The sequence below is a fragment of the Pelomonas margarita genome (genome assembly GCF_043555875.1).
GTDB lineage: Bacteria > Pseudomonadota > Gammaproteobacteria > Burkholderiales > Burkholderiaceae_C > Pelomonas > Pelomonas margarita.
Window position 1 is genome coordinate 313390 of the sequence record NZ_JBIGHW010000003.1, and the last position, 26067, is coordinate 339456.

The window sequence follows — 26067 nt, forward strand, 5'->3', positions numbered from 1 at the left end:
GGGCTCTGCTCCTCGATAGCTCAGTCGGTAGAGCGCCGGACTGTTAATCCGTAGGTCCCTGGTTCGAGCCCAGGTCGGGGAGCCACAGAAATCCGTCGAAAGACGACAAGACGCATGACGCAACCGCTTGTCATGCCGACATAGAACTTTTCCTCGATAGCTCAGTCGGTAGAGCGCCGGACTGTTAATCCGTAGGTCCCTGGTTCGAGCCCAGGTCGGGGAGCCAACAATGCTCGCTGCGAACCGGTTGCCCGTCAGTCCTGACGAGGCAATCGGGCTTGTAGTGGACATCCACAGAGCCATCATTGATGACGATCCGATCCGTGATCGTTGCCAAGATGGCTCTTTTCTTTTTGGGGTCCTCGGTGGCAGTGATCGTGGCGCGGAAGATCTCCGCAGCCTCTTCAGCCGAGATGGTCAGCGGGCCCACGTTTGGCTCGGGCTCGGCCTCCAGAGCGGTCATCGCGCGCTCCAACGCGTCGATCCGCCCGTTGAGCTCTCGCAGGCGCGGCCCCAGTTCCTTGATGCCTGGGGCGTCCTTGCCGCCCTCCTCGATGACCTCGAACAGCTTGCTACGCCGCCCCTCGGCCCCACGGAGCTCCAACAGCAGCGCGGTGCGGCGGCGAGCACGGTCTTTCACCCATTCGGTCGTTGACTCGTCAAGACGATCCAGCACGCCCTGGATGACATCGACGGTCAGTACTTTGTCCAGCAACTGCTTCGTCATCCACGCGTCGAACTGGTCGGCGCGGAAAGTCGGCAAGCCACAGCGCACGCCCTGAAGATGGTTGTGACAGCCGTAGTAGCTGTACATGACGCCGCCGCGGCCCTTCCCTGTTCGGATCTTCAGTGAGCCATCGCAGCGCCCACAGCGCAGCAGGCCTGTGAAGGCATGCTGGCTGGTCGCGGCCGACTTCTCGGCCTTCGGCGCACGCTCACCTATGGCCACCTGCACCCGGTCGAACAACTCGGGCGAGACGATGGCATCGTGGCCATGCACGCGCACCCACTCACTTTCCGGCTTCTGCTTGCGCGTCTTGTTGTCGAAGCGGTTGAAGATGACCATGCCCATGTAGGCCTCGCTTTTGAGTAGGTAAAGGATCGCCGCCTTGCGCCACGGGCGACCGTTGAGGGTGACGCCCAGCTCGTTCAGCCGCGTAGCGATGAGCAGCGCGCCGACGCCTTCGGCAGCCCACCCGAACATTTGCCGCACCACGGCGGCTTCGTACTCGTCTGGCGCCATCCGGCGACGACGCCCGTCGGCAGCAGGCACGGCGCGGAAGCCGTAAGGCACGCGTCCGCCCATCCAGTAGCCATCAGCTGCGGCGCTCATCATCGAGCGCTTGGTGTCACGGCTCACCTGGCGGCTGTAGTTCTCGTCAATGACCTGCTGCATGCTGTCCAGCAGCCAGCCTTCATGCGTGTTGATGTCGACGTCTGACTGGGCGTACACCAGCCGGGTCCCGAAGCCCTGCAGCTCACGCTTGTAGGTGATGGCGTCGTGCTGGTCCCGCGCAAAGCGGCTGCTGCTCCAGCAGATGAGGTAATCGACGTCACGCAGCGCGCAGCGGTTGATGGCGGCTCGGAAGCCCGGACGGGCGTCAGTGGTGCCGCTGATGCCCTCATCGCGATAGACGGCCACCACAGCCGCATTCAGGCCCTGCGCGCGCTTGTGGCAGGCCTCAATCTGGCTGTCGATGGACAAGCCTTCGTCGGCCTGGCGCTCGGTGCTAACACGGGCATAGACGACAGCGCGCTTCATCCGAGCACCTTAGCCTTGTTGGTTAGGCGCTTCAGGTGACGAAACGACATGGATTCACCGAGTTTGGTTTGCAGCATGGTGTAGATCTGGCTCGGCTTGAGGCCGGCCGCGACGAGGGTTTCGATGTAGCGGTTGCGCTGGTATTTCTCGAAGGCCCTGATGGTTCGCAAGCGCAGCTCGATGGCGTTGCTCCTGCCGCGCAGCGACGGCTCTGCTGACCAGGCCGCCCACAACGCCACGAAGTCGTCATAGCCGATGAGATGGGCCACGTTGATCCACAGCTCAGACATGCCGATGTCGATCAGTTCAGCGATGCGAGGGTCGCGAGCCGGCACATCGGCGGCTGGCGTGGCCTTCAGGCAGGCATCCGCCAGCAGGGCGTGCTCCAGTTCGCGCGGGAACAGATCCCCACCTGAGCTGGCGGACTGCTGGATCTGCGCGACGACGATTGAGCTGACCTGCGGCGCGTTCCTCGCTGCCATGTGCGATTCGGCCCAGCTGTCCGAGGTGATCTTCGTGATCGCTCGCTGCGAGCGCTCGTCTCCGAGATGGGCCCGCACCGTCGCCCAGATCACCGAGCAAGGCAGCCCAGCAGCCCTCAGTGCCCTGATGTAGAGGTTGCTCTGATAGCGCTCGTAGCTGGCGAAGTCGCGCAGCTCGACGAGGATCTGGCCATCGCCAGTCAGCGCGCGAGGCTCGGCAGAGAGATGGCGCCAGAAGCCCAGAAATCGCTCGTACCCGAGGAACTGCGCCACGCCCAGCCACATCGTGGACAGACCGATTTCCGCGAGCTCCAGCATCAGCGGATCAGCGAGCGACAGCGAGCCGTCGAACACCGGCCCGGCAACTTTTGACGGTGAGCGCCCATCCAGGTACCCACCTCCCCCTGTGGGGGGCCTGCGGCTCGCCTGCCGACCCCCCACCCCCTGCCGGGGAGCTTCTACCGCCGCACTGTGTTCGCCGTCCAGGTGCGGCCACAGCTCCAGGTTGTCCGCTGCACTCGCAGCACTGCGCTTTTGCTCGCCCATCACCACACTCCCCACATAGAGACGCGCACGCCCATCCACTGCGTGTTCCAACAGACTGCGCAGCGCCGGGCACCCGTCAATTTGTGTCGCCATAAATGAGTTAGCCCGTTCCTGTTACACATTTGCAACACACCCGAAATCGCCCGGCGTCATCGATGTTTCCTCGCTATATGCCCTTCGACCATGGAGACGGGATAGGCGTTGTGTCCTCATGCGGGATCGGGGCGCGGGTCGATCGATGGCTGCCGACTACAGCCGGCGCAGCAGCTCGGAGACCGGGGTTTTGATCTTGGCCAGCGGCCCCGACTTGTCGACGGTCGCTGTCTTGCGCCGTGAGCTCAGCGAGTCATAGATGGCCGTGGTCTTGGGGTCGACGTGGCCCAGCAGCTCCTGGCGCAGGATCAGGTCTACACCGTCCTCCGCCAGCTCGGTCCCGAACAGGTGGCGAAGCGCGTGCGGGTGCAGCTCGGCTTTCGGCACACCCACGGCCTCGCCGTGGCGCTGAATCATTCGCCAGACCGATTTGCGCGAGATCCGCACCGCCTCGCCGTGCCAGTCCTCCGGCTTGCACCTGGTGTTGCGCGCGTTGACGAACAGCACCGTGCGCACGTCGGCGCCGGCCTTGACCTGCCGGTCATAGGTTCTCAGCTCCTCATGGTCCAGATAGACCCTGAGCAGCATCTCCGCCTCACGCGGCACCGGCAGCACTCGAGTTTTCTCGCCTTTCTCGGTCACGCGCACGATCAACCGCGGCTTGCCGTCCACCTCGCCGGGCCGCAGGTCCTCCACGTTGAGGGCCACCAGGCCGCCCACACGCAGCCCGCAGCCGATCAGCAGCGACAGCATGGCCGCATCCCGCAGCCCCAGGAAGGTGGACAGATCAGGCGCCCACATCAATTTCTCGGCGCTGGCCAGGCTGGTGACCTCCGGCAGAGGCTTGGCGGTCTTCGGGTGCTGCAGCTCGCCCGCCGCGTTGCGCTTGACCAGGCCGCGGCGCCGAGCCCAGGAATAGAAGCCACGCGCCGCCGAGATGTACTGACGCCGGCTGCGGGCGATCACCCCGCGCTTGTGTAGCCAGATGCCGGACCAGGCCTCCAGTTCCACCGGCTCCGCATCCAACAGCGCCCGGCCGTCCAGAAACTCCTGCAGCCGCGCCAGACAGGCCCGGTACGCCTCCACCGTGCGAGCGCTGCGCCCGCGGGCCGCCTGCAGGTACTGCAGGAACCCATCGACAGCCTCAGCGTCAGATTCATGCGCCATCACGCACCCCTTTTTTCAATCCACGGCGACGGGGATAGGACATTCAACCCGTGGAGCCGTGGGCGGCCCATTTTATGACCATGCAAACCCAGTATTCATGCGGGTTTGCGGTCGATTCCAAATCCATGGATTGACCTGTGGATGCCCTCGCGATCCATGGTTACAAAACTGACAACTTTTTCAGACCCGTGGATGCACAGATCCTTCCTGTGGCCTTCTTCTCTCTCTCTTTTCTATATAAATCAAAGAGATAGATAGAAACAGCGACCAATATGCAGAAAATGCATTGTGTGGAAGAAATACCCCGACCCGTGGAATTTTTAAATCAATCCATGGATGCATTTCTAGGCAGTTGCGGCGAGTTTTCATAGAGGCAGGCATAGGCTGCGGCTATCCCTGTCCATCGATCCACGGACATTTGCGCCTCTCCCGGCAGGATTCATCCGTTTTGCATGGTCGGGCCCGCCCTCGTCCTCCAGACCGGTCGGCCCGGGTCAACGTCATTGGGGGGTGCGGGGGGTGTCCATCAGGCCGAGGTGCGGCGCCGCCACCACCTGGCCAGCGCCGGCCGCGACGCCATGCCGCGCCGGCGCGCCAGATCGGCCCAGGCGGCGAGATCTCGAACCGGGTAGGGGTCAGGTCGCAGCGCGGCTCCTCGGCCGCGTGGCGCCGTCGTCGACCGCCCCCCGCGAATGAGGGGAAGCCCCAATGCCGCGGTCTCTTGATTTATCGTCGCAAGCGACTATTATTCAACCCATGGACAGCAAACACGCAGTCCACCGACGCCGGCCGGTAGCCGGTTCTCTACGGAGACTTCCATGTTCGTTTCTTCCCTCGCCCACGACTTCACCCCTGGCGCCATGCTGCGCCGCGCCCAACAGCCGCTGTCCGAGGACGTGCTGCGCAAGCTGGCCCCGTCCGTGTTCGCCGAGTCGGCCCACGACAGCCGCAGCGCCCGTTACGCCTACGTCGCCACCATGGAGATCCTGCGCGGCCTGTCCCGCGAGGGGTTCGAGGTCTACAGCGCCAAGCAGAGCACCACCCGCAACGCAGACAAGCAGGGCCACACGAAGCACATGCTTCGCCTGCGCCACCGTTCCATGCAGGCCCTGGCCGTGGGCGACTCAGCGCCTGAGATCGTGCTGATCAACTCGCACGACGGCAGCAGCTCTTACCAGATGATGGGCGGCATGTACCGCCTCGCCTGCAACAACGGCTTGATGGTCCCTGATGGCGTGTGCCAGACCGTCAAGGTCCAGCACTCCGGCAAGATCCTGGACAAGGTGACCGAAGGTGCATTCGAGGTGCTGGATGGCCTCACGCGCGTGATCGAGTCCCGCGACGAAATGCGCGCCCTCACGCTCAACGAGGGCGAACAACGCGCCTTCGCCCGCGCCGCGGCCCTGCTGCGCTTCGAGCCCGCCGAAGGCACCGACGCCTTGCCCGTCACCCCTGAACAGGTCAACCGCGCCCGCCGCGTGGAAGACCGCGCTGGCGACCTGTGGACCACCTTCAACCGCGTGCAAGAAAACATCGTGCGCGGCGGGCTGCGCGGCGCCACGGTCGACGCCAACGGCCGCCGCCAGGTCCGCCGCACGCGCGAAGTCAACGGCATTGACCAGGACGTCAAGCTGAACCGCGCGCTGTGGACCCTGGCCGAGGAAATGCGCAATCTGAAGGCCTGAGGCCGCATCCATCAAGCCCCGCCCTGCCGGGGTTTTCGGATGCGGCTTTGCCGCTACTCACGCCGGCCCTGTGCCGGCCTTCGCGCTGGAAGCGCTCACCCTGGCCGCGGTGTACAAATCGCGACTTGCGACGACAATTCATGCATGACCGGCAAGCACTACAACTGGCACCGTGCCTGGCGTCGCGATGACTCCGGGCATTTGCTCCATCAGACAGGTCTGCGCGTGCTCGTGCGACTAGGGGACGCCGGCTCGGCCGCGCTGGTGACTGAAGGCGACAGCCTCCGCGCATTCGCCGACAGTGAGCAGGCACGCGGAGTCCCGTCTCACCACCTTAAGGAGCGCTTGCAGCGCCTGCTTCGCGAGGCCTCCCAATGGCACCAGCGCAACCCATGATCGCCCCCAAGCGCGGCCCCGGCCGCCCGCCCACGGGCCAGGCCATGACCAGCACCCAGCGCAACCGCGCCCGCCGCGAGCGGCTGCAGAGCCAGGGCTGCCGGCTGCTGGGCTCTGTCGTGCTCACGCCCGAGGCCGCCGCCGCGCTTGACCGGCTCACCGCCGGCGGCGCCACCATCGATGAGGCGATCAGCCAGGCGCTGTCGGCGCTGGCCCAGCCCTAGCACCAATCAAGGCGCGGGGCCGCAGCACCAATCGGGTATGCACCCCTAGCACCAATCAGGCAGCGCGGCCCTCCAGCCGCCGTCTCACCGCCCCCACCGTCGACCGCACCATCCCGGTCGTCAACGCGCGGCGGTCGAAGTAGCTGGCCTTCGTCGGGCCCAGCACGCCGGCGCGGATATCCGGCCCCAGACGGTCCAGCGCCTGCAGCGTCGTCTCCCGGCCGGCGCGGTCCGCATCGCTAACCTCGTGCGCCATCACCGCCACCACAAAGCTGAGCGTGTTCGGGTGCGCCGGCCACGGGCAGCTCTTGCGGTCTGGGTACACCCCCGGGCCCAGCCCGTGCAGGTTCTGCCTGGCCAGCAGGTCGCAAATGTCGGGTCGGGGGTGCCGGGGGGACAGCAGGAACCGAAAGCCCACCAGCCCCGGCACCGCCCCCATGCTGGCCATGTAGCCCTCGCCATGCGCCCGGTTGATCTCCGTGCGCGCCACGCGCAGCGCGCTGGCCAGCGGGTTGGCGGCCGGGTCCTGCAGCAGGTCAGCCACCCGCAGCACCTCATCCACCGCTGCGGCCTTCTGCCCCGCCTGCGTGGCCACCGGCACCGCCCGCCCCTGCATCACCATGGCCTGCGCGGCCTGGTCCGCGCTCCAGCCGCGCACCACGGCCTGCTCAATGGCCCCCGTCACCGCCTCCCGGGCGCCCCGCCCCACGCGCCACAGCCGGTCCGACAGCGTCAGCCCATCCGCCGCAGCGAACTCCTGCACGAACTCCGCCGCCCGCTGCGCATAGGCCGCCGGCGCCTCGCCGCCGGCGCGCACGCCCACCAGAGCATCCACGGCCGCCAGCGGCTCCACGCCCAGCGCCGCCGCCTCGTCGATGGCCGCCAGGATCACCTCTCGCCGCCGCGTACCCAGCGCGTCCAGCACGGCCGTCACCTGGGCCAGCAGGCCCTGCAGCGCACCGATGCTCACCCGGCCCTGCCCCTGAGCTGCCGCTGCGATGGCAAAGCGCAGCTGCTCGGCCGCAGCCTCGTAGGCCGCCGTCAGCTCAGCGGCCGTGCGCTCGTCCAGGTGCTGCATGGCCGCCTGGGCCGCGTTGCTGGCCCGCTTGATCGCCGCTGCAATGGCCTGCTGCTCGCCCATCAGCTGCGCCCCTTGCCGCCATTGCTGCCCGGCACGCCCACGCTCGTGGCGCTTTCGCCCTTGGGCGCGTTGCCAGGCGTCACCTTCACCGTCGGCGCCGCGGCTCCACCGGTGGGGGGGTAGGGGTCCGCCTCGGCCGCCCAGGCCTCGCGCGCCTCGATGACCTTGGCCGGGTCGTAGCCCATCTCCTCCCACACCATCGGCTCCGGCAGGCCCACGCCCAGCAGCTTCAGGCCAAGGTCCGCCACCTGGTTCGGCGTCTCCGTGCGCCGCGTGGCCATGCGCAGCCGGAACTCGTCGGGGCCGGCCACGATGCCGCGGAACAGCAGATGCAGCCGGAATGCCATCTCGTACTCGCCGGCCAGCGAGTCCTGGATGAAGTCCACCTCCTCGAAGTAGTCCCGCTTCAGGTCCTCCAGCACATCGCGGGCCAGCCCGTCCGTGAAGCCGGCCAGCCCCTTCGGCACGCCCGTGCCCGCAAAAAAGCTGTCCAGCAGGTGCACCACGTCGGCAATCTCGGCCAGGTTCGCGTCGCCCTGGATGGCCGTCACGCCGCCCTTCTTGTTGGCATAGAAGTCCGTGGTGATCTCGCCCTTCTCGCCCTCCACCTGCTTGCGGTAGGTCTCAAGCACCGTCTCGTCGGCGCCCTCCAGCACGTGCGACAGGCGCAGCGGCGCACGTTGCCGGCGGCGGATCACCAAGTCCTCCTCCGTCATCACCAGCTTGCGCCAGGTCTCCACCGCGCTGGACAGGAAGGGGCGGCCCATGCAACCCAAGTCATCGAAGTTCAGCGGGTCATAGCGCGCCAGCTGCAGCTGCCAAGCCGCGAACGTGGCGGTCACGGCGCCGGTCACCGTGTTGCGTTGCTCGTAGGCCTTGGACACGTCCGCAAAGCGCCCAGAGTCATCCACCAGCGGCACGATGGTCTCGCCCGGCATGCGCACCGCCGCGTCGATCTGCTTCTGGTCCGGGCTCAGCACCATCTGCAGCGCCAGGTTCCCCTCGGCCACCAGACCGCGCGCGTCGCTGTGCAGCTTGGGCGCGCGGTCCAGCATCAGCCGGCGCGTGAAGCCCTCCCATTCCTTGCGCAGCGTGCTGGCGCCAGTGTCTGGGAACTGCATCACCAGGCCACCGCGCACCGTGTCCCGGCACACCCGGCCGTGGATCTTGCGCACCCGGCCGTCGCGCTCCTCCATCTCGCGAATGGCGATGATCTTCTCGCGGATCTCCGTGCTGAAGGCGAACTGCCGGTACATGCGCAGCAGCGCCTGGTCCGCCGGCAGCCGCACGCCGCGCTCGTTCTGTGGCCGGCCCATCAGCGGCGCCAGCGCGGCCCGCACTAGATCGCCGCCGGCGGCGGCCAGGTTGCGCAGGTAGGTCATCCCCATCTCCTCAGTTCAACGCCAGCGGCATGCCCGCCAGCAGCGCCTCGCGGCCCAGGCGGCGCGTCTGCACCAGCGCGGGGGCGTCAGCCTGGCCACGAGTGATCAACGCGTACAGGCGCTTGCGGGCGTCCTCGGTCAACGAAGTGTCTGCATTGAAGGTGTCGCTGAGCAGCTTCACCTTGGCGGCGCGCGCCGTGCGCGTGGCCGTCTCGGCGGCCTCGCGCTCAGCCAGCACCTTGGCGACCTGGACGGCCACGTCAGCGGCGCTCACGCCTTGGCTGACGGACAACTGGATGGGGCCGCCGGCGCCGCCCTGCTTCTTCAGCTGCTCGCTCAGCACCTTGCCCGTGGCCTCCCACGAGTCGACGACGGCCAGGCACTTGGCATCGTCACTGCCGGCATCGGCCAGCTGCTTCTCGGCTTGGGCCAGCAGCGGGGTGATCTGTTCCAGGGTGAGGCCTTGCGCCAGCAGCTTGGCCTTGAGCTTTTCGAGGTGGTTCATGGTGTGTGACTCCAGGGACTTGATGAGTTGGGGATGCACGGCCACGCGGTGGCCGGCTTCGTCGCCTTCGGCAGCGCTGAGCTGCACCGGGTCCAGGTGCTTGATCACGGGCCGCACCGTCAAGCCAGCGCCCAGGAGCACACATCCATGCGCATCGCCTTGCTGGTTGTCGTGCCAGTCCTCGTGGAACTCGGCGCTCAGGTAGGCGAATCCACGCCCCTTGATCGCATCGACGCCAAACGGCGTCCACTCCACGAGCGCCCGCAGCTTTCCGCCCTCCACCGCCAGCCGCACGACCTTGCCGGCCGCGCCGTCACCGGGCTTGTGGTTGACGTCGATGAACACGTCCTGTCCGAACACACGAGCATCGAAGTTCGCGACCATCTGGCGCAACATCGCGTCGGTGATCTCGAACCGCCCGTAGCGCGGATCAGTGAACGAGCCGGTACGTGTGACCGTCACCCAGCTCGAAGTCGCGCCCTCTGCCAGCTCCACCTGCAGCCCGAGAAACCGCACCCGTCCAGGCGCAGCGTCATCCGACAGCAAAAGGTGGCGCCCCAGGCCCAGGGCCCGAGGCGCCGAAGTGCCAGACAAGTGGCAGGAGACAACCAGAGCATTCATCGTGCAGCCATGGTCGACTGAAAGGCAGGACAAATGCAGGGGGAAGAAGACACATTGAATGCATCGACGCGCTCTCACACCATTCGTCACTCAGCCGCTTCAACCTTCGTCCACTCGGCGTCCGTGAGACCCCGATCGTCAAGGTAGAGCTGCGTCATCTCCGCGTGCTTGTGGCCGAGCAGCTTTTGCACGGTTGCTGGGCTCATGCCTTCAGCGATGTAGGTGCGAGCGCTGAGTGAGCGCACTTCGTGCAGGCTTGGCCACTCGTATTTGCGGTAGGTGTCCGCTCCGCAGACCGCCAGAATGCACTCGTGAAAGCGTGACGTGAGAGACGACATCTCGATGCGACGGCCGTTGGCCTGTCGCAGCAGGTACTCGCCCGGCTTGCCAATGTCTTTGCACACTTCGATGACATCGCCGAGCGTCATGCCGATCGCTTCCAAGCGAAGACTCAAGGGGATCGCGACGCGTGCACCGATCTTCTTCCTGGCTTTCTTCTGCTGCTCGATGCGCAGGCTGCCATCGACCACGTCGCTGAACTTCATCTTGGCCAGATCAGCGCGACGCTGACCCGTCGCCAGGCCGAGCAGCAGCATCGCGTAGACCCAGCGCTGCGGGCCAACAGCAGCGCGCTTCAGCATCGACTGCCAGACTTCGAGCGTCAGCCTCTTTCGCAGACCTGGCGACGCCGGCGGCTTGACGTGCGAGGCCGGGTTAGCGTCGGCCTCGGCGTTGTTGATGGCCTCTTGGTAGAGGTCGCGCAGTTCGAACAGCACGCGGCCGGCGGTATGCGGCGAAAGCGTCTTCAGCGCAGTGGTGATCTGGAAAGGCTTCACTGCGCGCAACAAAAAGCCGCCCAGTAGGGATTCGATGTGCTTCTGGGCGCCCGCCCGGTTCCTCAACGTTTGCGCCTTGTAGCCGCGCTCCGTCACGATCTTCCGAAAGGTCGTCAGCCACGCGGACACTGTCAGCTGATGTTGCTCGACCTCCGCCGGTTGAACTGGTGTCTCTGGTGACACGGCGAGCGAAACGGGCTCGGCCGGCGCCTCTGCCGCAGCTCGCGTCGGTTGTGGCGGCGGCACAAACCACGCTGCCGCTGGTGGCGCGGGTGGCGCGGGCTGCAGTGGTGGTGGAGGTGGCGGGGCATGCACATACCAAGCTGCAAGTGGTGGAAGAGGCGGCGGAGGCGGGGGCGGCGCCGGATGAGCCGACACACCAGTCATTGCCGGTAGTACTGCTGCGGGGGGCAGTAGGCGGATCGCGTGCGCGATCGCCTCAAGCACTCCAGCGAGTGCGTCCGCGGGGGATGTGCGCTCAGTCATGCAATTATCGTGTCACACAGTTATAGGGATCGCATCCCCGATTCGTGTGGCACGACAATTCGCCGATGACAAACGCACCCAAGTCCAAGCGAGGACCGAAGCCAAAGCCTGCCAGTGAAGTGCGCGAGCACGGCACCCTCAGACTGCTGCCCCGCCACTGGGCGAAGATCGAACTTGCCGGCAAGCCTGCATTCGAGGCATACCTAGACGCCTGGCAGCCAGAGCCGGCAAAGAAAAAGCCCGCCAAGTAGGCGGGCTTCGGTGGCATCCCCTCGCGGAGGGGTTGGGATCAGTAGGTCAGCGAGTTGTTGCCCACGCGTTTCCACGAGTTCGCGGCCGTCCCGAGGCACACCACGGGGCCAGCAGTACCGAGCGTGCCAAGCGCCGCGTTGGTGTTCCAGCAGGTTGCGCCCTCGGCGCGATTGATGCCGGTCGTGCCGGGCGCGGTGATGTCCACTCGACGGTTCGGGCTGAAGATGTCCATCGTGGCGGTGTCGAAAAAGGCGATTGGCGTGGTGACTTCACTGATCAGGGAGCCTTCCACCAATGTGTACTTGGTCGATCCGCGCAGCCACAACACGTTTCCAGAAGCGCCAACCTCCTCGCAGCCGTCCGTGACGATGCGAACGCCCTTGTTCAGATTAGCCCACAGCTTGCCGTTGTTACGACGGCAGCCGATAAAGGCAATGACCGAACTTGTGTCTGCGTACATCGCTGAGGTGCTTTGCACATAACGATAGGCATTTGATGTGCAGCCGATGAACCGGATGGCCTTGAAGACCGCCCCAGCGAGATAGACCAGTTCACCCCAGTTGTTGGCGCCGTAATTGGTGATTTTCGGATTGGCGCCCCTCACATTTACATAGTTCACTGTGCCGGCCGCCAAGCGCAGCATGTTGGAAGCGCTACCCAGTTGGCCGGTGAAGTTTTCGACATTCAACGCTTCGACCGTCATGCCATTGAGGTCAAAGAAGCTGCGATTGTCAGGAACAGTCGGAGAGCAGTCGCGCAAAGTGATTGACTCTACGTTTGTCGTGCCACCAAGACCGCCTTGAATCAGGGATGCGGAAGAACCTACCGAGCTTGAATAGAGTCCTTCAATGAGCAGGTGCCGCATGCCCCATGTCGTGCCACTATTCCCGAAAAGTACAGCTAGGCCGTAATTTGCAGGGGCACTGCCGATCATTCGGATGTTTTTGATGTCCACATCCTGCATCGAACAGCCGGAGCCAAAGGCCACAACAGCCGACTGCGGATCCGTTTGCGCAGATGCCTCGTACAAAACTCCGTCTACGGTCAGCTTGCCAATAAAACGGGTTTGATCCAGGTTGTACTGAGAGGCGGTCGATCCAATAAATTTCAGGTGGACAGTCTTGCCAGTAACTGGGCTGCGCAAATCCTTGTAAACGATGTCGGAAAACCACCAGGCCGACTTTCCGAACATCGCACCGATGGCACCCACCTGAGAGCACTGTGCGTCGATCTTTTCGATCACCACGTTCTCAATTTCGCCCTCGGTGATCTCCAGCGACTGAAGGTCGCCCGTGGTCAGGCTGGTGAAGTCGTCGTAGCTGTAGCCGGTCAGTCCCTCGACGCGGAGGTGGCGGATTGGGCCTTGGAAGTGGGCGCCGTCGCGGTAGATGCTTTGGATCTCCAGTGAAGCCACGCGCGGGAACGTGGCGCCGCTGATGAGGATGCTGTAGCCCTTGCAGTCTCGAATGGTGCCGGTTCCGGTGATGCGCGGGCGCAGCACACCAGACAGGAAAACGCCGCCCAGGTAACGGTCGGTCGGCGACACGCCGGGCGCCGGCTGATTGGCGCCGTTGCCGTTCAGCTCGCCGTTGATGACGACAGTGATGTCACGGTTGGCCGCACACGCCTGCAGGGCGCCCCAAGACACAGCCACTGCGGTCGTGGCATCCGGGACAGTCTCCAGCGTCACCGTCAGGCTGTCGGCGTTGGGGACGCTGGCGACGCGATAGACACCGTTGTAGCCACGCGTGACCGATCCCAGCAGCATGATCGTTTCGCCGACCGACTTGCCGTGTGCTGTCCAGCCAACCGTACAGGTGTTGCCGCTCGACGTCATGGTCACGGTGGTGCGCGGCGACATCATTTGGCGGTTGACCACCAGGCCCATCATGACGCCCGGGTAGTACAGCGCAGCCGGGCCGACCAGCTTGCAGCCTTGCTCGATGACAAATGTTGTGCTGTCGTCGATGTAGAGGCGGTCGGACAGTGGGAACGAGCCATTGCCGCTGACCACCACGCGCTTGTTGCCGCCGTCCAGCGCGGTCTGGATCGCAGCGGTCACCTCGGCAGCGGACATGCTGGCCGTCAGCACGACATTCCACGCCCCTGACACCGGGGATGAATACTTCGTCCCGTTCCACGTGGCCAGCGTAGCCGCAGCGTTCGGCGAATCTTGCGCCAGCACGACGACGCCAGCGCCTTGGTAGGGCAGAGATGCCAACTGAGACGACAGGACAGTGACGACCGATGCTGCGACTTTCTGGGGCGCTGGTGCCGGATCCGGCACATCGACATACTTGCCCTCACCCGGCATGAGCGTCACGCCGTAGAAGGTCTTGGGGGACTTGGTGGTGTTCTCAAAAAACTGCCTGCTCATCGCGCTCTCCGGCTATCGGATCACGCATTAGGTCGATTTCGCCCCTGACATTTGCAGCCCGCTATGCTGCGCGCCGCTTCTGATCACTCCACGGGATCACCACCACGCTGGTTCGCAGCGTGGAGTGATCGGGGAGCCACTCAAGAAGCCTCACATGCGAAAGCGTGTGGGGCTTTTTTTCAGGGCGGCAAACTGAATCGAGGAACAGAGTGAAGAACAAGCTATCAAAAGAAGGCTGGGGCTTGCGCATCGAAGTGGCGGGCCTCGCCGTGGTCATCCTTGCTGCCGGTCTTCAGTTCGTCCTGCTTGACTGGTTCGCAAAGAATGACCGCGCCGCAATAAGCATGGCGCAAACCAGCGTCAACCAAGCTGTTCTCCGATCACTACAGGAAATGGGTGATCTGCTCGACACGACCGATGCGGAGCAGAAGAGACACGCACACGCGAACATCGACCAGCTTGCGACTTGGGCCTTAAAGGACAGCGCCGAACTTGACGCTAGCCGTAAACGCCTCGCCAATGGACAGGCAGGTACGACTAAGAATGTCTACGTCGCGCTCTATGTTCTGGGCGCCCTCTTGATCTTGCTGGGGAAGTCGCTCATAGCCGAACACAAGATCGCATCCAGCACGCCGAAGGACGTTGGCCATGATGCGACACCCGCAGAGCCATAAACGGACGTCTAGACCCTTGGTGCGAGCCAAGTTGGAGCCCACGCAGGAAGCCTCATTTGCGAAAGCGGATGGGGCTTTTTCTTTGGTCGTGATCAAGTCATGGCGAGAGAGGCCGCAAAGCATCAAGCAGCCTCGCTTGCCATCGCTCGGCATCAAGTGCATGACCTAAGGCATGCTGACTGTCGAAAAACACAGCAAAAGACCCACACAACAAAGATGTTGTGTAGAATTCTTGTGTGCCATATCCTAGTCCTCTCGTCTCCACCGAGCGCCAAGCTCGCGAACTTGAACAAGAAGTCGAGCGAATCTCCCACGCCCTGTCCTCCGAGCAAACACTTAAGTCAGTCATCGACGGACTGCCAGAGGTAGCAATTGAAGGCATTCGCCGGTCTCTTGCCACCGAAAAACGTGAACTTCTTACTAGACTTGAAGCGTACCGCCGTGCTCAGAACGGCGATGTAGAGCTGATGAAGCAGCAAGCCGGAGATGACCTCGGTGACCTTCTCATCATTGCCCGACTCGCTCAGAACTGGAAGCAAAAAGACCTAGCTAGGAAACTGGGATTGCAGGAGCAAGCCATTCAACGCTGGGAATCTGAGAGGTATCGAAACATCAATCTCGCAAACTACATGAAAGTGGCGCGAGCGTTATCACTTGATATCTCTGCCCAGTTTGTCTCGCCGAACGTTGCCAAATGGCTACCGCCTTTCGATTTGACTCATGCAGAAGCTCAAAAGGTTCTAAAGCACGCTCGCGAGCATCAATGGTTAGATGAGCCAGATTCAGACGAAAATAGCATAAAACGCCTTATAAGGTATGTATCCGAACACGTAGGAAAATATGGAACACCATCGCTGCTCCGCACGGGCATCAATGTAAAAGATCATTCGGAAGACTGGGTACTTCTGTCTTGGAAAGCACAAGTTACCCGACGTGCGGAACGCATCATTGATAGTGACCGGTTGATCTACAGACCACTAGATCTAGTGTGGCTGAAGGAATTGGCGAACCTCAGCCGAATCCCAGACGGCCCGATCCAAGCACAAGAACTTTTGAAACGGCACGGTATTGTGCTAATTATTGAGCGCAACATTCCTGGCATGGAGGTGGATGGGGCTGCTTTTCTGGTCGAGGGTATTCCCGTCATTGGTCTCACATTGCGGCGAGACGCAGTAGACAATTTTTGGTTTACGTTGCTGCACGAAGTTGCCCACGTGGTATTGCACTACAGGACTGGATTGGCCTCGGGCTTCTTCGACGATGTCGAGCACGTTGAGGTCGATGAATTTGAAGATGAGGCCAATAAATTCGCCTCCAATCTTTTGATGCCTGATGAATTGTGGTCGCGCTCGCCCGCACGCATTGCGAAGAGTTCACCGCCGATAGAGAATTTAGCCAAGCAACTAAACATTGCACCCGCCATCGTGTATGGGCGCATCCGGTTTGAACGAAAGAATTACACTATTTTTTCAGACAAGATCGGACGTGGCACGGTGCGTAAACTCTTCTTTCCTGAGGTCTTACATGACTCGTAGAAACAAGGCTATTTATGCTCCGTCTATGCGCCTGAAAAAAGGCGAAATGGAGGGCCTTCGAGAGTTGCGAGACGATGTGGCGGATTGCATCCTTCCCGTGCTTATCGTTCCGCCATTCCGTGAGCGAAGCAGTAGCAGTCAAGAGGATCTGTTCCCCTCCGGTGAAAAAATTCCCGACGTCGGCGGGATACTAGCCAAGTACTGGTTGCGTCGCTGGATATTCATTGATCCAGGGGTTCTCTTAAAAGAGTATGGATTGGGCAATGCTCTTAATTGGCTGCCTAATATCTTTAGACGTGCTCGCAACCTTGACGTCTTTGCAATCCCAGTCGTCAGCCTATCCGATCTGGAAAGTGGCGGTGCGCTAGCGATTAAGCATTCACTGCCAGAAAGCTATAGACTGAAACTCGGGTTGCGAATTCCCTCTGGTGACATGACCGATCCGGAGTTGGCAAGCAGAATTCAATCCATACTTTCGGGAATGGGCGTTGCAGCATCAGATTGTGCGGTGTTCGCGGACTTCTCGGATGCCGACCTATCAGATCACTTGCTTGTAGCTCCAATTATTCGCGCGGCACTCGAACAACTTCAAGAATATGGTAACTGGCAGCTAATTGCTTTTCAGGGGACACACTATCCGGAGAAGAATCCTGCCAAGCCAGGCCAAACTGTAATCCACCCACGGAACGAATGGCTTGCCTGGCGTGATGCAGTGAAATTCGATCCCACCACCGCTGAACACATGATCTTTGGCGATTTTGTCGCTGACCACGCCAAGTTGGATTTCAGTGGTAAGCGCGCGCGACCAATCCCTCACTGCCGCTATGCAATCGACTCGCATTGGATCGTGGCACGAGGTAATGATGGCGGCTCTATTCAAGAGGCCATGAGAAACGTTTTTAGAAGAATTGTGGCTAGTGGAAATTTCGCTGGCCCATCCTTCTCCACAGCAGATGCCTACATCGACGCCGTAGCTGGGAACTCTTCCGATAGCGCAGGAAATCCGTCGACTTGGCGGCAGGTCAACACGACGCACCATATTACGCGGGTGGTTGCAGACATTGCCACAGTACGAGGAATTCCAATTACTGAGTTGCCCAATGCCCCAACAGGGATTCAACTGACACTGCTTGACGCAGGGAGCTAGACGTCCAGAAGGACGCGTTATCGAGCGGCAAACTCAAGCGAATGGTTTGTCACTAACCTTAGTTATCGTTAGCGACTTCAAGGCCCCTGCTTTACTAGTATTTAAAAAAGCAACGACGTAAACAGTACAACCCTTCTCAAAATATTGCTTCAGCGCATTGTGAAATAAGCTCGTCGCAATAATCTGGAGACTACCCTTCGATTGAGCTTGCGGCTCCAAATTGAACGCTATGGGCCTCTCTAGTGCTGGAACATATATTCTCCCCTTGAAAGTGTTTGTGTTGTAGCTTGTGATGCGTCCTTCGAACAGGTTTGGAACAGGCGAACGAAATGACTCATGAATATAGGAGAAGGTTTCTTCGTCAAGCTCAATCTGAAGCGGCCGAGAACCCTTTCCATAATCTGCAGTTATCTTGCAGTTCGTTGCCGTCTTGGTCTTGACGATAGGACGATGAATTTCCACGATGGCATGAGCGCATTTTTCAATTAGAGAATCTGCCTGCGCCTCCCTAACAGGAACGAGCTGTGGATTCTTTTTCCTAGCCTCTTCGTACAGAACGCCCAAGGACTTGTTGTAATCAACATGGAACCCCAGGCTTTCCGAGATGACGTAATCGTACAAGGAGTACATCAAATGACCGAGCGGCGAATTGGCTTGCGCGGTCATAGCATTGTATATGCCGGTACCTGTCATAAGCACAACAGCAGTGAGTTTCCAGCTGCCTTCCTCTGACGGAGAAGCTAGAATCCTTGCCCCTTTTAAAGAGGGCGCCTGAGTGATGATTTCTTGGTTAAGGAGGAGATGAGCTGTTAGTGCAAGCGAGCGCTGAAATCCCATCAGCGCTTGTGCAGCATCGTAAAGATCGATCTGATGATCTTCCGATTCTGCACCACTGTAAGAAACCGTGAATTTGACAGTGCTCATTCCGCCTCCTCTTCGCGGAAAATGTAACCGCCTATCTCATCGATGAGAAGCCTGGGATTCCATTAAGCGAAATTGTTAGGGCCGGCGATTGTTGGCGCATCCACGGGCGTGGCCTCAATGCGGCAGTGACGATGCAAGCGCCCTCACTCTGTGTGTTTCTGACAAGAGGTTTTGGCCGGGAGGCCTACCGCGACTCTTCAACCGCCTTCAGCAGTCGGTCTTTCTGTGCGCGAGAAAGGGCGTGCCATTGCAGCAATAGCTCGGCGGTCTGGTCGTCCGGCGAGTAGAAGTACTCCACAGGCACATCCAAGGCCCTCGCCAGGTTCTGCGCGATGCTGAACCTCGGGGTGTGGACCCCACGCTGGTACTGGCTCATCCGCACGCTGGCGGCATCCTCGATCTCGGCGGCCACCGCCACCTGCTCCAGCGTCATCCCCGCACGCTCCCGCGCTTCAACGAACCTACGAGCGAACACAGGCAAGCCATCGATGCTTGCTTGACGCTTCCTCGCGGGTTTTTCAGGGGCTTTCGTCACCTAAGCAACTCTTAGGTGTTCGGCTATTCTTGTCCCTAAGTTTTCCTTAGATCATCTCGCCTGAAGCTTGCCAAGGCGGGTGTCTGCTCGTCTCAACCAATCCAATCAACACAGGAGAAGCATGCCAAGCAAGTCAAGAAACGTCCTTTTCGCGGTCGGTGCCGTCCTGATCGCGGCGACATCATTCGGCGCCACCTATTACTACATCAGCTCGAACGAAATCGCAGAAGAATTGAAGCGCGTTGCCGGTGGGGAGTGCAAACGTTTTTATCAACGCGAGGCCATGCAGGGTTTCGTCAATGTCGAAACGGCAGACGCTTGGAAGAAAGACGGCAAGATCGTTGTTGAACTGGAAGCTCGCGAAATCGCTGGTTCCAGCTCATATGTCCGCCGCCTCTGTGTCGTCGATGAGGGCTCCATCATGATTCCTAGCCTCCGTCACGAGGGGCGATTTGAGAAATAGCCCATCATTTTCAATTCCCCACGCCAGCGCCCTCGGAGCAATCCTAGGGCGCTTTTCTTTATCACGAAAGGACTTTATGCACTGCTTCCGTGATGCCTCTTCACTCCAGCGGTTAATCGATGAAAGCCCTCCCTCTGAGCTATCCCATCTTATTAAAACCCATCTGGATGCTCTGGCCGCCTTCGATGATGTGCCGCTGGGCGACCTTGCCAACTTCTTCATCCTCTCTCAAGGAGATTCCGCGAATACCCTGGTCGTGCTGATGGACCGAAATCTTTCGGATATCGCTGTTGAGACCTGCACCAGCCACGCCGGATGGTTCGAACTGGTCATCATCGTCAGCGATGACGGCTTCGGCTACATCGTCTTCATCCCCAAGACGATCAACGATCAGTCTCTGTTGGATTTCTGCGCTTCTCAGGCCCTTCGAACCCAGGAGGGTACATCTTGATATTTCGCCCTGCTCCGCCGAATCAGCCGCCCATCGAGGTGGCTTTTTCATGCCTGCGCAGAAACCTCCACCTTATATGAGGGTGCCATTTCCTTCAATTCATCAAAAGGAGTTCCATGCTCAATATTCGAGTTCTTCTCGTCGAAAACTGTCCTTCACTTTCCCACCGATCCACGCTCACCTTTCAGGTCGGCGTGCGTGATGACGAGGTGCTGGTGTTCCGCCTCGTAGCCAACACGGCTAAGGGGCGCTTCTCTGACGACTGGATGGCCTGGCCCGATGTGGCCCAGCTGCTGCAGGCCGAAGAGGCCCTGACGTGCTCAACGCTGCAGCCACTGTTCGCCGGCAAATCCATCAACACCGGCGGCTTCATGCTGGCCGTGCTGCGGCACTTGGGCTTGGTGCAGGCCGGCGCCGAAGGCAGCCGCGCCTATGTCGTCGCCGATGCCGCTGCCTTCCTGGCACGTTGTGGCGAGCTGGTGGCGTCCAACGTGTCGCTCGGTCTTGAGGCACGCCCCGGCTCTGGGAAGGGTCGGCGCAAAGCCATCGCGATGGCGACCATTGATGGTGCTGCGCTGGATCTGTAGTCCGGCGCTCACCCCAAGCTGAGCACGGCAACTCGTTGACGCGCAAGGAGGTCACAGACCCGCTGAGGTTCGGCCGGCTATGCCGACCTCGATGTCGAACCGCCCTTCACTTCACGAGGCCCGCCCATGTTCTCGCTCGCTCTCGCCCTGCTCGTCGCAGCGGCTATTTCGTTCGCCTTCAAGACCACCCGCGCCATCGGGATCTTGTGCATCGCGCTTTTCACCTTCGTCTTTCCCTGGCTCGTCTGCGGCCTACTGGCCCTCGCGCTGCTGGGCCTTGTGCTGCTCTACCTACACCGAAAGGATCTGCTCCATGACTTTCCACGACTGCCTCTGTGAGGCTACCCGTGCCGCCATTGACGCCGATGTGCCGGCCTGGCTGCTGCCCGCCACCATCGTCAACCAAGCCGCACTGCTCGGCGGTGCCAGGCTGGATGGCGACGATGTCATGAGCCGCGCATAGGCGCTTCGGCCATCGCCCCTTCACTCCACGTCCTCAGCTCAAAGCCTGGGGGTGCTGGGGTGAGTGGGGGTGCCATTTTTTTTGGCTCAGCGACCGTCAACTTCTGCCGAAGTTGGCCGTCGAGAAATCCGCAGCTCAGGCAGAACGTCCGTCGCCTAGACTGGCGGCTCGCACACACGATGTGAAGTGCTGGTCAGCGTCCGATGCAGCGTCGGTCTGCGGCATGTGAGACACGCTTTAGAAAGCGTGCAAGCCTACATGCCGAACGCCCCACCACAGCGTTGAAAGTGTTCATGTGACCTCTCCCCGCAATGGGCGCAGAGCAAGCATGACCAAGGCTGACACCTTGGCGCCTAGTTTTTCGATCCATCTCGGCCAGCCGCATTTGCAGCTCGGGCCGTGCATCGCAATTCCTAGGACATTTTTTAATGCAACTGAACTCCCAAAACCCTAGCGGGAGCGACACGCTCTCCGCATCCGACGAACGCCCGGCAGAAACTTCGCCGGTCAACAACAGTGCCATCACAAACGTCGCCAGCAACGGCGGCACGTGCGACCAGCGTGCCGACATTGCTGTAGGCGCAGACGTCGTGCAACGACTGGCCGAAGCTCCGGCAACGGCCGCGCCGCGCCCGGCGCCGTTCTGCTTGGACAAGCAGAAGGCCCTTCCCTTCGACTCATTCCCCCACAAGCCCGTCAACGGCAACAGGAACCTGCCGACCACGATCGCCAACGTGAGTCATGTGCTTACCGACTGCGGCATCAAGGTCGGGTACGACGTCATCAGCAAGCGGCTGACCTTCGCCATCCCCGGCTTGGAACTGAGCGCCGACAGTGGCGACACCGCCGTCACCGAAATCATCAGCCTGCTGCAGATGAACGGCCTCATGGTCGGCCCGGCGCGCGAGTTCATCGCCGCCATCGGCGACAGAAACCGCTTCAACCCTGCTGCTGACTGGATCAAGAGCAGGCTTTGGGACGGCATCGACCGCCTCCCGGAGATCCTGGCAACTGTGAAGGTGGCGGAGAGCTACCCAACCCAACTCCGCGACGCTTTAATGCGCCGCTGGCTTCTCAGCGTCGTTGCGGCGGCGTTGGTGCCGGACGGTTTCCGCTCCCGTGGTGTGCTGACCTTCCAAGGTCCCCAAGGCATCGGCAAGACATCCTGGCTGATGTCACTTGTGCCGGAGAGCCTCCGCGCCAAGCTCGTGAAGATCGACCACCACCTCGACGCCAGCAACAAGGATTCCATCCTCGGCGCGATCAGTCATCTGATCGTCGAGATCGGCGAGCTGGACAGCTCCTTCAAGAAGGACGTGGCACGCCTCAAAGGCTTCCTGACGGCCACGCACGACAAGGTGCGTCGCCCTTACGGTCGCGATGAGTCCGAGTATTCGCGCCGCACTGTCTTCGCCGCCACCGTCAACGAAACCAACTTCCTGGTGGATATGACGGGGAACACACGCTGGTGGACCATCGAAGCCGTGTCGCTGAACTTCCAGCACGGCATCGACATGCAGCAGCTCTTCGCGCAGTTGGCGGTGGCCCTGGAGGCCGGCGAGCAATGGTGGCTGACTTCGGAAGAAGAGCAACTGCTCGACCAGCAGAACGCCACCTACTTGGCCGTCAGCGTCGTTCGTGACCGCCTCTCGCAGTACCTCGACTTTGTGGGCCAAGCGAAAAAGGCGCCCGAAATGAAGCACGTGACGGCGACGCAGATCCTGGAGCGCATCGGCTTCAAGTCGCCCAACACAGCGCAAGTTCGCGAGGCCATGCCGATCTTCAAGGCGCAGTTCGGCCCTCGCAAGAAGATCAGCGGCAAGGAGGGCTGGAAGCTACCCATCCGCGACGACTTCGTGAACGTCGAGCAGGGCCGCGACTAGTCCCCCCAGCGGACACCCCTCATCCCCCGGCCTGAAGACGACCCCGCTAGCCCCGACAACGGCTTAGGAGAAAAGGGGGGACAGGGGGAGGAAATCCGCGAGAGAAGAAATTCAGCTATCTCTGAATTTGCTGATCGAGCGGAGCCCCTCCACCCCCTCCCCCCAGCGCGTCGCGAGCAGTTGCACCGCCGAAGACGCAGGAACTGCCGCCGCGCCGCGATCAGCACCGCCCGAGGGGGCGACCCATCACCGGCCACGGAACTGCCCACGCAGCCCGCGCGCCGTCATCCCAGCAACAAGCATCCGGGCTCGAAAGCAGCTCAGCCCGGGCTGCAACCAAAGGAAAAACCATGACATCGCACACATCCGTTTCAGCATCTGCATCGACCGTTCACGCAACACCTGACCCCAGCACCTGGGAGAACCTTTGGTGGTCATCCCGCCCGGTCCCCAAGCGCCATACCCACCTGCGCTCGGGAGAACCCGTCGCCCTGGCGCTCTATAGGACCGTGATAGCCGGCATCAATGAAGCCGTGAAGGAGCTCAAGCCAGGGCACCCGTACAAGGCGGGGTACTTCGTCGGCTTGGATATCTGGGCCGATACGGACGTGGGCTATCACCGTCGTGCAGGTCGCGTCCTCGCCGACATCGCCAGGCGCAAGGACTCCCCCGTCGGGCTCATTGCCCGCCCCAAAGGCGGCGGTCACCGCTACTACGTCATCCCGCCCGCACCACCGGCGCCATACGACCACGGCTTCTTCCGTGGCCGCCATCAACAACCCCAACTTTGAAAGGAGGCTTTCATGCCCGTCGTTACTCTGACCCCGCAGTTCATCAAGGAAGGATTGGCCTGTCCACCGGACAAGTCGGCCGTCACGTATTACTGCTCCGCGATGGCCGGCTTCGCCATCAACGTCAGTCGCGGCAAGCCTGGCCGTGGCCTGTATCGCCTGCAGCACAAGGTCAACGGCAAGAGCACCTGGGAAAAGATCGGCAGCACCGACGACTTGACCCTGGATCAAGCGCGAGCCAAGGTCTTGAAGTTCAAGGAGATGAAGGCGTTGGCGCCCAAACTGGCGGTGCTGCCCGTCGAAGCACCCAAGGTCATGCCTACGCTGTCGGCGTTCTTCAAGCTCGACTATCGGCCCTACGCAAAACCGCGCAAACGCAGCTTCGACCGCGACGAGGAAATGTTCAGGCTGCGCATCGGGCCTGTCTTCGGCAGCATGTTGCTCAGCGATATCAGCAGGCAGGCCGTGCAGGGCTTCCACGCCAGTCTGTGCGAGGGTGGTCTGGCGCCCGCAACAGCGGACCACCACATCAAGCTGCTGCGCCACATGCTCAACCTGGCCGTTGAGTGGAAGATGCTGAAGGAGAACCCTATCGCCCGCATCCGGCTGTTCAACCCGGACAACAAGGTGGAAGTGCTTCTGTCCGACGAGCAGCTTGATCGCCTGGTGGAGGTGCTTGAGACTGACCGCAACCGCACCGTCAGCGATATCGCCCTCTACCTGCTCAGCACCGGCGCGCGTTTGTCAGAAGCTCTCGCGGCGAAGTGGGTGGACATCGACCTGGAGCGCAGTACGTGGAAAGTCCTCGCCTCCAACGCGAAGTCGAAGAAGGCGCGCACCGTGCCGCTCAACGACAGCGCGGTGATGGTCCTGAAGCGCCAGAAGACTCGCGACAAGCATGACCATGTTTTCGTGAACCCGCAGACCAACAAGCCGTACACGACCATGATGAAGGTTTGGGACAGGTTGCGTAAGCAGGCCGGCATGCCGACCCTGCGCATTCACGACCTGCGCCACACCTTCGCCAGCCTCTTGGTGGCCAACGACCGCACGCTGTATCAGGTACAGACGATCCTGGGCCACTCCGACCCCAAAGTGACCATGAGGTACGCCAAGTACAAGCCCGAGGATCTGGTGCGTGCTGCCGGCGCGGCGTCGCTGCTGAAGGCGCCATCGGTGCCGAATCTCCGCCAGGTCGCACAGGCGGCTTAAGCGGCCTCAGCACCATGAAGGCCGGGTGAGTGTCATCACTTGCCCGGCTTTCTGCTTTTCGGCGCCAGCCCACGGAAAGATGGGCACCACGAAACCACTACCTATAGTGTTTGACCAAACAGAAACGCACACATATAGTGTTCACAGCCAGCATTGAGGTGCAAGCCATGGACCGTCAGAAGATCGAACATGAAGCTCGACTGCTCCAGCAGGAGATCTGGCGACATCGCGCCACGCTGTTCCCGATGGGCGTGCCTCCTCCGAAGGGGATGCTTGAACCCGAGGTCGCCGCCGCAGTGCTTGGATACCAGTACGTGTACTCGGACGGGCTGGGCAACTGGGGTCAGGGCCGTGATCTGTTCGAGATCGCCGGCATGCTCGATCAGCAGCGCCAGCTGATCGCGGTGTCGAACAAGTACGACTACCTTTCCATGCGTTTTACAGGCGCGCATGAGATCGGGCACATCGCCCTGGCGCACCCCGGCCGCATCATGCATCGCGACCGCCCGGTGTTCGATATTTCTCGCGGCTCACGTGACCCTGAAGAGCAAGATGCCGACTACTTTGCCGCGTGCTTCCTGGCGCCGGAGAAGCTGGTCAGGGAAGCATTCAAGGCCCGGTTTGTGCTGATGCCACTGCGGCTCATTGACGGTGTCGTCTTCAACCTGTGCAAAGCGTCCTCGCATGCACTGATGCGCGCTGGCCCTGGCAGCTTCGCCTTCGCCGCCGCCGTAGCAGCGTCGAGAACTTTCAATGGCGACCAGTTCAAGCCCCTTCACGAAGCGTTTGGCGTCTCCGTCAGCGCGATGGCGATTCGGATCAAGGAGCTTGGCCTGATCCAGGAATAGCCGCTACGAGCCCCGCCAAGCGTTCCATCACTTCTAGGAGATTGAGCATGCCCAAGAGCGAAAAGACATCGCCCAGCGTCGCCACCAAAGCGTCCCAGGTGCTGAGGACTCCCGGTGCAAGCGCCGCAGCAAAATCGGTTGCTGCCAGTGCGTTGTCGCAGGCCGGCATCAACAAGACGACTTCTCCCAAGGTGGCCGCCACAGCCGCCAGGACGCTCGACAGCGCCAAGGCCAGCAGCGCCGCTAAGACCATTGCCGGCAGTGTCTTGACGCAGAAGACGAAGCGGTAGTCCTCCTGCTGCTGCCCTGACGCGGGGCTATACGAGCGCATAGAGACGATCACAGCAGCAGCCGTGGGGTCGGCGCACACCTGCCCACCTTCGCGCGCCCAGCGGCCGCTGACACCGACCATTCCCGGCGCTCGCACACCGCTCGTGGGTTCACTGGGCCTAACTCGTTGAACGGCATGGACTTTCCCCGCCGGGTGCGGCTCTGCATAGCGCACTCCAAGGCTGCGGCTTTCGAACGGCGGTTCGCAATCAAGAAGTCGCACGGCGCATGACCCGCCGAGCCCCTTAAAATTCTTGCACTTAGATTGA

26 protein-coding genes, 2 tRNA genes and 1 pseudogene are annotated in these 26067 nt (G+C 61.7%); 18 read left to right on the plus strand and 11 right to left on the minus strand.

Going from position 1 to position 26067, the window contains the following annotated elements; genetic code table 11:
- Nucleotides 1-9 precede the first annotated feature (9 nt).
- The 3 genes from ACG0Z3_RS07350 (at nucleotide 10) to ACG0Z3_RS07360 (ending at nucleotide 655) form a co-directional block, all read left to right on the plus strand.
- A tRNA-Asn gene (locus tag ACG0Z3_RS07350) sits at nucleotides 10-85 on the plus strand.
- 65 nt (nucleotides 86-150) lie between these two features.
- A tRNA-Asn gene (locus tag ACG0Z3_RS07355) sits at nucleotides 151-226 on the plus strand.
- 3 nt (nucleotides 227-229) lie between these two features.
- Nucleotides 230-655: a hypothetical protein gene (locus tag ACG0Z3_RS07360; protein WP_394396628.1), complete on the plus strand. Its 426-nt coding sequence runs from the start codon at nucleotides 230-232 to the stop codon at nucleotides 653-655.
- Between the two features lie 72 nt (nucleotides 656-727).
- Here ACG0Z3_RS07360 and ACG0Z3_RS07365 read toward each other — a convergent pair.
- From ACG0Z3_RS07365 to ACG0Z3_RS07375, 3 genes and pseudogenes are all read right to left on the minus strand, one after another.
- Nucleotides 728-1762 (minus strand): annotated as a pseudogene (locus tag ACG0Z3_RS07365) (recombinase family protein); the annotation flags it as partial.
- Nucleotides 1759-2790 carry a hypothetical protein gene (locus ACG0Z3_RS07370; protein ID WP_394396629.1) on the minus strand — a complete coding sequence of 344 codons (1032 nt, stop codon included), beginning with the start codon at nucleotides 2788-2790 and terminating at the stop codon, nucleotides 1759-1761. The pseudogene ACG0Z3_RS07365 and the gene ACG0Z3_RS07370, both read right to left, overlap by 4 nt.
- A 249-nt stretch (nucleotides 2791-3039) precedes the next feature.
- Nucleotides 3040-4050: a tyrosine-type recombinase/integrase gene (locus tag ACG0Z3_RS07375; protein WP_394396631.1), complete on the minus strand. Its 1011-nt coding sequence runs from the start codon at nucleotides 4048-4050 to the stop codon at nucleotides 3040-3042.
- Nucleotides 4051-4868: 818 nt separating this feature from the next.
- On the opposite strand from ACG0Z3_RS07375, the gene ACG0Z3_RS07380 reads away from it, so the two are divergent.
- The 3 genes from ACG0Z3_RS07380 to ACG0Z3_RS07390 all read left to right on the plus strand — a co-directional run bounded on the left by ACG0Z3_RS07380 (nucleotide 4869) and on the right by ACG0Z3_RS07390 (nucleotide 6355).
- Complete coding sequence (locus ACG0Z3_RS07380; RefSeq protein WP_394396633.1) at nucleotides 4869-5735, plus strand: DUF932 domain-containing protein; 867 nt, start codon at nucleotides 4869-4871, stop codon at nucleotides 5733-5735.
- 144 nt (nucleotides 5736-5879) lie between these two features.
- Complete coding sequence (locus ACG0Z3_RS07385; RefSeq protein WP_394396635.1) at nucleotides 5880-6131, plus strand: hypothetical protein; 252 nt, start codon at nucleotides 5880-5882, stop codon at nucleotides 6129-6131.
- The gene (locus ACG0Z3_RS07390; protein WP_394396636.1) at nucleotides 6128-6355 is read left to right on the plus strand and encodes a hypothetical protein; all 228 of its coding nucleotides are present in this window, start codon (nucleotides 6128-6130) and stop codon (nucleotides 6353-6355) included. The genes ACG0Z3_RS07385 and ACG0Z3_RS07390 overlap by 4 nt, the downstream gene beginning before the upstream one ends.
- 55 nt (nucleotides 6356-6410) lie before the next feature.
- Here ACG0Z3_RS07390 and ACG0Z3_RS07395 read toward each other — a convergent pair whose 3' ends face one another.
- The 5 genes from ACG0Z3_RS07395 to ACG0Z3_RS07415 form a co-directional block, all read right to left on the minus strand.
- Nucleotides 6411-7496 (minus strand): hypothetical protein, encoded by a 1086-nt coding sequence (locus ACG0Z3_RS07395; RefSeq protein ID WP_394396637.1) that lies wholly within the window; start codon nucleotides 7494-7496, stop codon nucleotides 6411-6413.
- The gene (locus tag ACG0Z3_RS07400; protein ID WP_394396638.1) at nucleotides 7496-8878 is read right to left on the minus strand and encodes a hypothetical protein; all 1383 of its coding nucleotides are present in this window, start codon (nucleotides 8876-8878) and stop codon (nucleotides 7496-7498) included. Before ACG0Z3_RS07400 ends, ACG0Z3_RS07395 begins: the two co-directional genes overlap by 1 nt.
- A gap of 10 nt (nucleotides 8879-8888) precedes the next feature.
- Nucleotides 8889-9845 (minus strand): phage protease, encoded by a 957-nt coding sequence (locus ACG0Z3_RS07405; RefSeq protein WP_394396639.1) that lies wholly within the window; start codon nucleotides 9843-9845, stop codon nucleotides 8889-8891.
- A gap of 245 nt (nucleotides 9846-10090) precedes the next feature.
- Nucleotides 10091-10969: a tyrosine-type recombinase/integrase gene (locus ACG0Z3_RS07410; RefSeq protein ID WP_394396640.1), complete on the minus strand. Its 879-nt coding sequence runs from the start codon at nucleotides 10967-10969 to the stop codon at nucleotides 10091-10093.
- Between the two features lie 646 nt (nucleotides 10970-11615).
- On the minus strand, nucleotides 11616-13955 hold the full coding sequence (locus ACG0Z3_RS07415) for a hypothetical protein (RefSeq protein WP_394396641.1): 2340 nt from the start codon (nucleotides 13953-13955) through the stop codon (nucleotides 11616-11618).
- A gap of 209 nt (nucleotides 13956-14164) precedes the next feature.
- On the opposite strand from ACG0Z3_RS07415, the gene ACG0Z3_RS07420 reads away from it, so the two are divergent.
- The 3 genes from ACG0Z3_RS07420 to ACG0Z3_RS07430 all read left to right on the plus strand — a co-directional run bounded on the left by ACG0Z3_RS07420 (nucleotide 14165) and on the right by ACG0Z3_RS07430 (nucleotide 17311).
- Nucleotides 14165-14629: a hypothetical protein gene (locus ACG0Z3_RS07420; protein WP_394396642.1), complete on the plus strand. Its 465-nt coding sequence runs from the start codon at nucleotides 14165-14167 to the stop codon at nucleotides 14627-14629.
- Between the two features lie 236 nt (nucleotides 14630-14865).
- Complete coding sequence (locus ACG0Z3_RS07425) at nucleotides 14866-16164, plus strand: ImmA/IrrE family metallo-endopeptidase (protein WP_394396644.1); 1299 nt, start codon at nucleotides 14866-14868, stop codon at nucleotides 16162-16164.
- On the plus strand, nucleotides 16154-17311 hold the full coding sequence (locus tag ACG0Z3_RS07430) for a beta family protein (protein ID WP_394396646.1): 1158 nt from the start codon (nucleotides 16154-16156) through the stop codon (nucleotides 17309-17311). Before ACG0Z3_RS07425 ends, ACG0Z3_RS07430 begins: the two co-directional genes overlap by 11 nt.
- Before the next feature lie 33 nt (nucleotides 17312-17344).
- Here the strand turns inward: ACG0Z3_RS07430 and ACG0Z3_RS07435 are convergent, their stop codons facing one another.
- On the minus strand, nucleotides 17345-18235 hold the full coding sequence (locus ACG0Z3_RS07435) for a DUF7946 domain-containing protein (protein ID WP_394396647.1): 891 nt from the start codon (nucleotides 18233-18235) through the stop codon (nucleotides 17345-17347).
- Nucleotides 18236-18419: 184 nt separating this feature from the next.
- Complete coding sequence (locus ACG0Z3_RS07440; RefSeq protein WP_394396648.1) at nucleotides 18420-18770, minus strand: helix-turn-helix domain-containing protein; 351 nt, start codon at nucleotides 18768-18770, stop codon at nucleotides 18420-18422.
- 121 nt (nucleotides 18771-18891) lie between these two features.
- On the opposite strand from ACG0Z3_RS07440, the gene ACG0Z3_RS07445 reads away from it, so the two are divergent.
- The 9 genes from ACG0Z3_RS07445 (at nucleotide 18892) to ACG0Z3_RS07485 (ending at nucleotide 25468) form a co-directional block, all read left to right on the plus strand.
- On the plus strand, nucleotides 18892-19233 hold the full coding sequence (locus ACG0Z3_RS07445; protein WP_394396649.1) for a hypothetical protein: 342 nt from the start codon (nucleotides 18892-18894) through the stop codon (nucleotides 19231-19233).
- Nucleotides 19234-19309: 76 nt separating this feature from the next.
- A complete protein-coding gene (locus tag ACG0Z3_RS07450; protein WP_394396650.1) occupies nucleotides 19310-19684 on the plus strand; it encodes a hypothetical protein in 375 nt (124 codons plus the stop codon).
- A gap of 116 nt (nucleotides 19685-19800) precedes the next feature.
- Nucleotides 19801-20271 carry a hypothetical protein gene (locus tag ACG0Z3_RS07455; protein ID WP_394396651.1) on the plus strand — a complete coding sequence of 157 codons (471 nt, stop codon included), beginning with the start codon at nucleotides 19801-19803 and terminating at the stop codon, nucleotides 20269-20271.
- Nucleotides 20272-20397: 126 nt separating this feature from the next.
- Nucleotides 20398-20610, plus strand: a complete 213-nt coding sequence (locus ACG0Z3_RS07460) for a hypothetical protein (protein WP_394396652.1) — start codon at nucleotides 20398-20400, stop codon at nucleotides 20608-20610.
- Nucleotides 20585-20734, plus strand: coding sequence for a hypothetical protein (locus tag ACG0Z3_RS07465; protein ID WP_394396653.1), 150 nt, complete (start codon nucleotides 20585-20587; stop codon nucleotides 20732-20734). The genes ACG0Z3_RS07460 and ACG0Z3_RS07465 overlap by 26 nt, the downstream gene beginning before the upstream one ends.
- 428 nt (nucleotides 20735-21162) lie before the next feature.
- A complete protein-coding gene (locus ACG0Z3_RS07470; RefSeq protein ID WP_394396654.1) occupies nucleotides 21163-22617 on the plus strand; it encodes a VapE domain-containing protein in 1455 nt (484 codons plus the stop codon).
- 350 nt (nucleotides 22618-22967) lie between these two features.
- A complete protein-coding gene (locus tag ACG0Z3_RS07475) occupies nucleotides 22968-23408 on the plus strand; it encodes a hypothetical protein (protein WP_394396655.1) in 441 nt (146 codons plus the stop codon).
- A gap of 12 nt (nucleotides 23409-23420) precedes the next feature.
- The gene (locus tag ACG0Z3_RS07480; RefSeq protein WP_394396656.1) at nucleotides 23421-24620 is read left to right on the plus strand and encodes a tyrosine-type recombinase/integrase; all 1200 of its coding nucleotides are present in this window, start codon (nucleotides 23421-23423) and stop codon (nucleotides 24618-24620) included.
- Nucleotides 24621-24787: 167 nt separating this feature from the next.
- A complete protein-coding gene (locus tag ACG0Z3_RS07485) occupies nucleotides 24788-25468 on the plus strand; it encodes an ImmA/IrrE family metallo-endopeptidase (protein ID WP_394396657.1) in 681 nt (226 codons plus the stop codon).
- On the opposite strand, the gene ACG0Z3_RS07490 is transcribed toward ACG0Z3_RS07485, so the two are convergent.
- Nucleotides 25440-25880, minus strand: coding sequence for a hypothetical protein (locus ACG0Z3_RS07490; protein WP_394396658.1), 441 nt, complete (start codon nucleotides 25878-25880; stop codon nucleotides 25440-25442). The genes ACG0Z3_RS07485 and ACG0Z3_RS07490 overlap by 29 nt on opposite strands.
- Nucleotides 25881-26067: the final 187 nt, after the last annotated feature.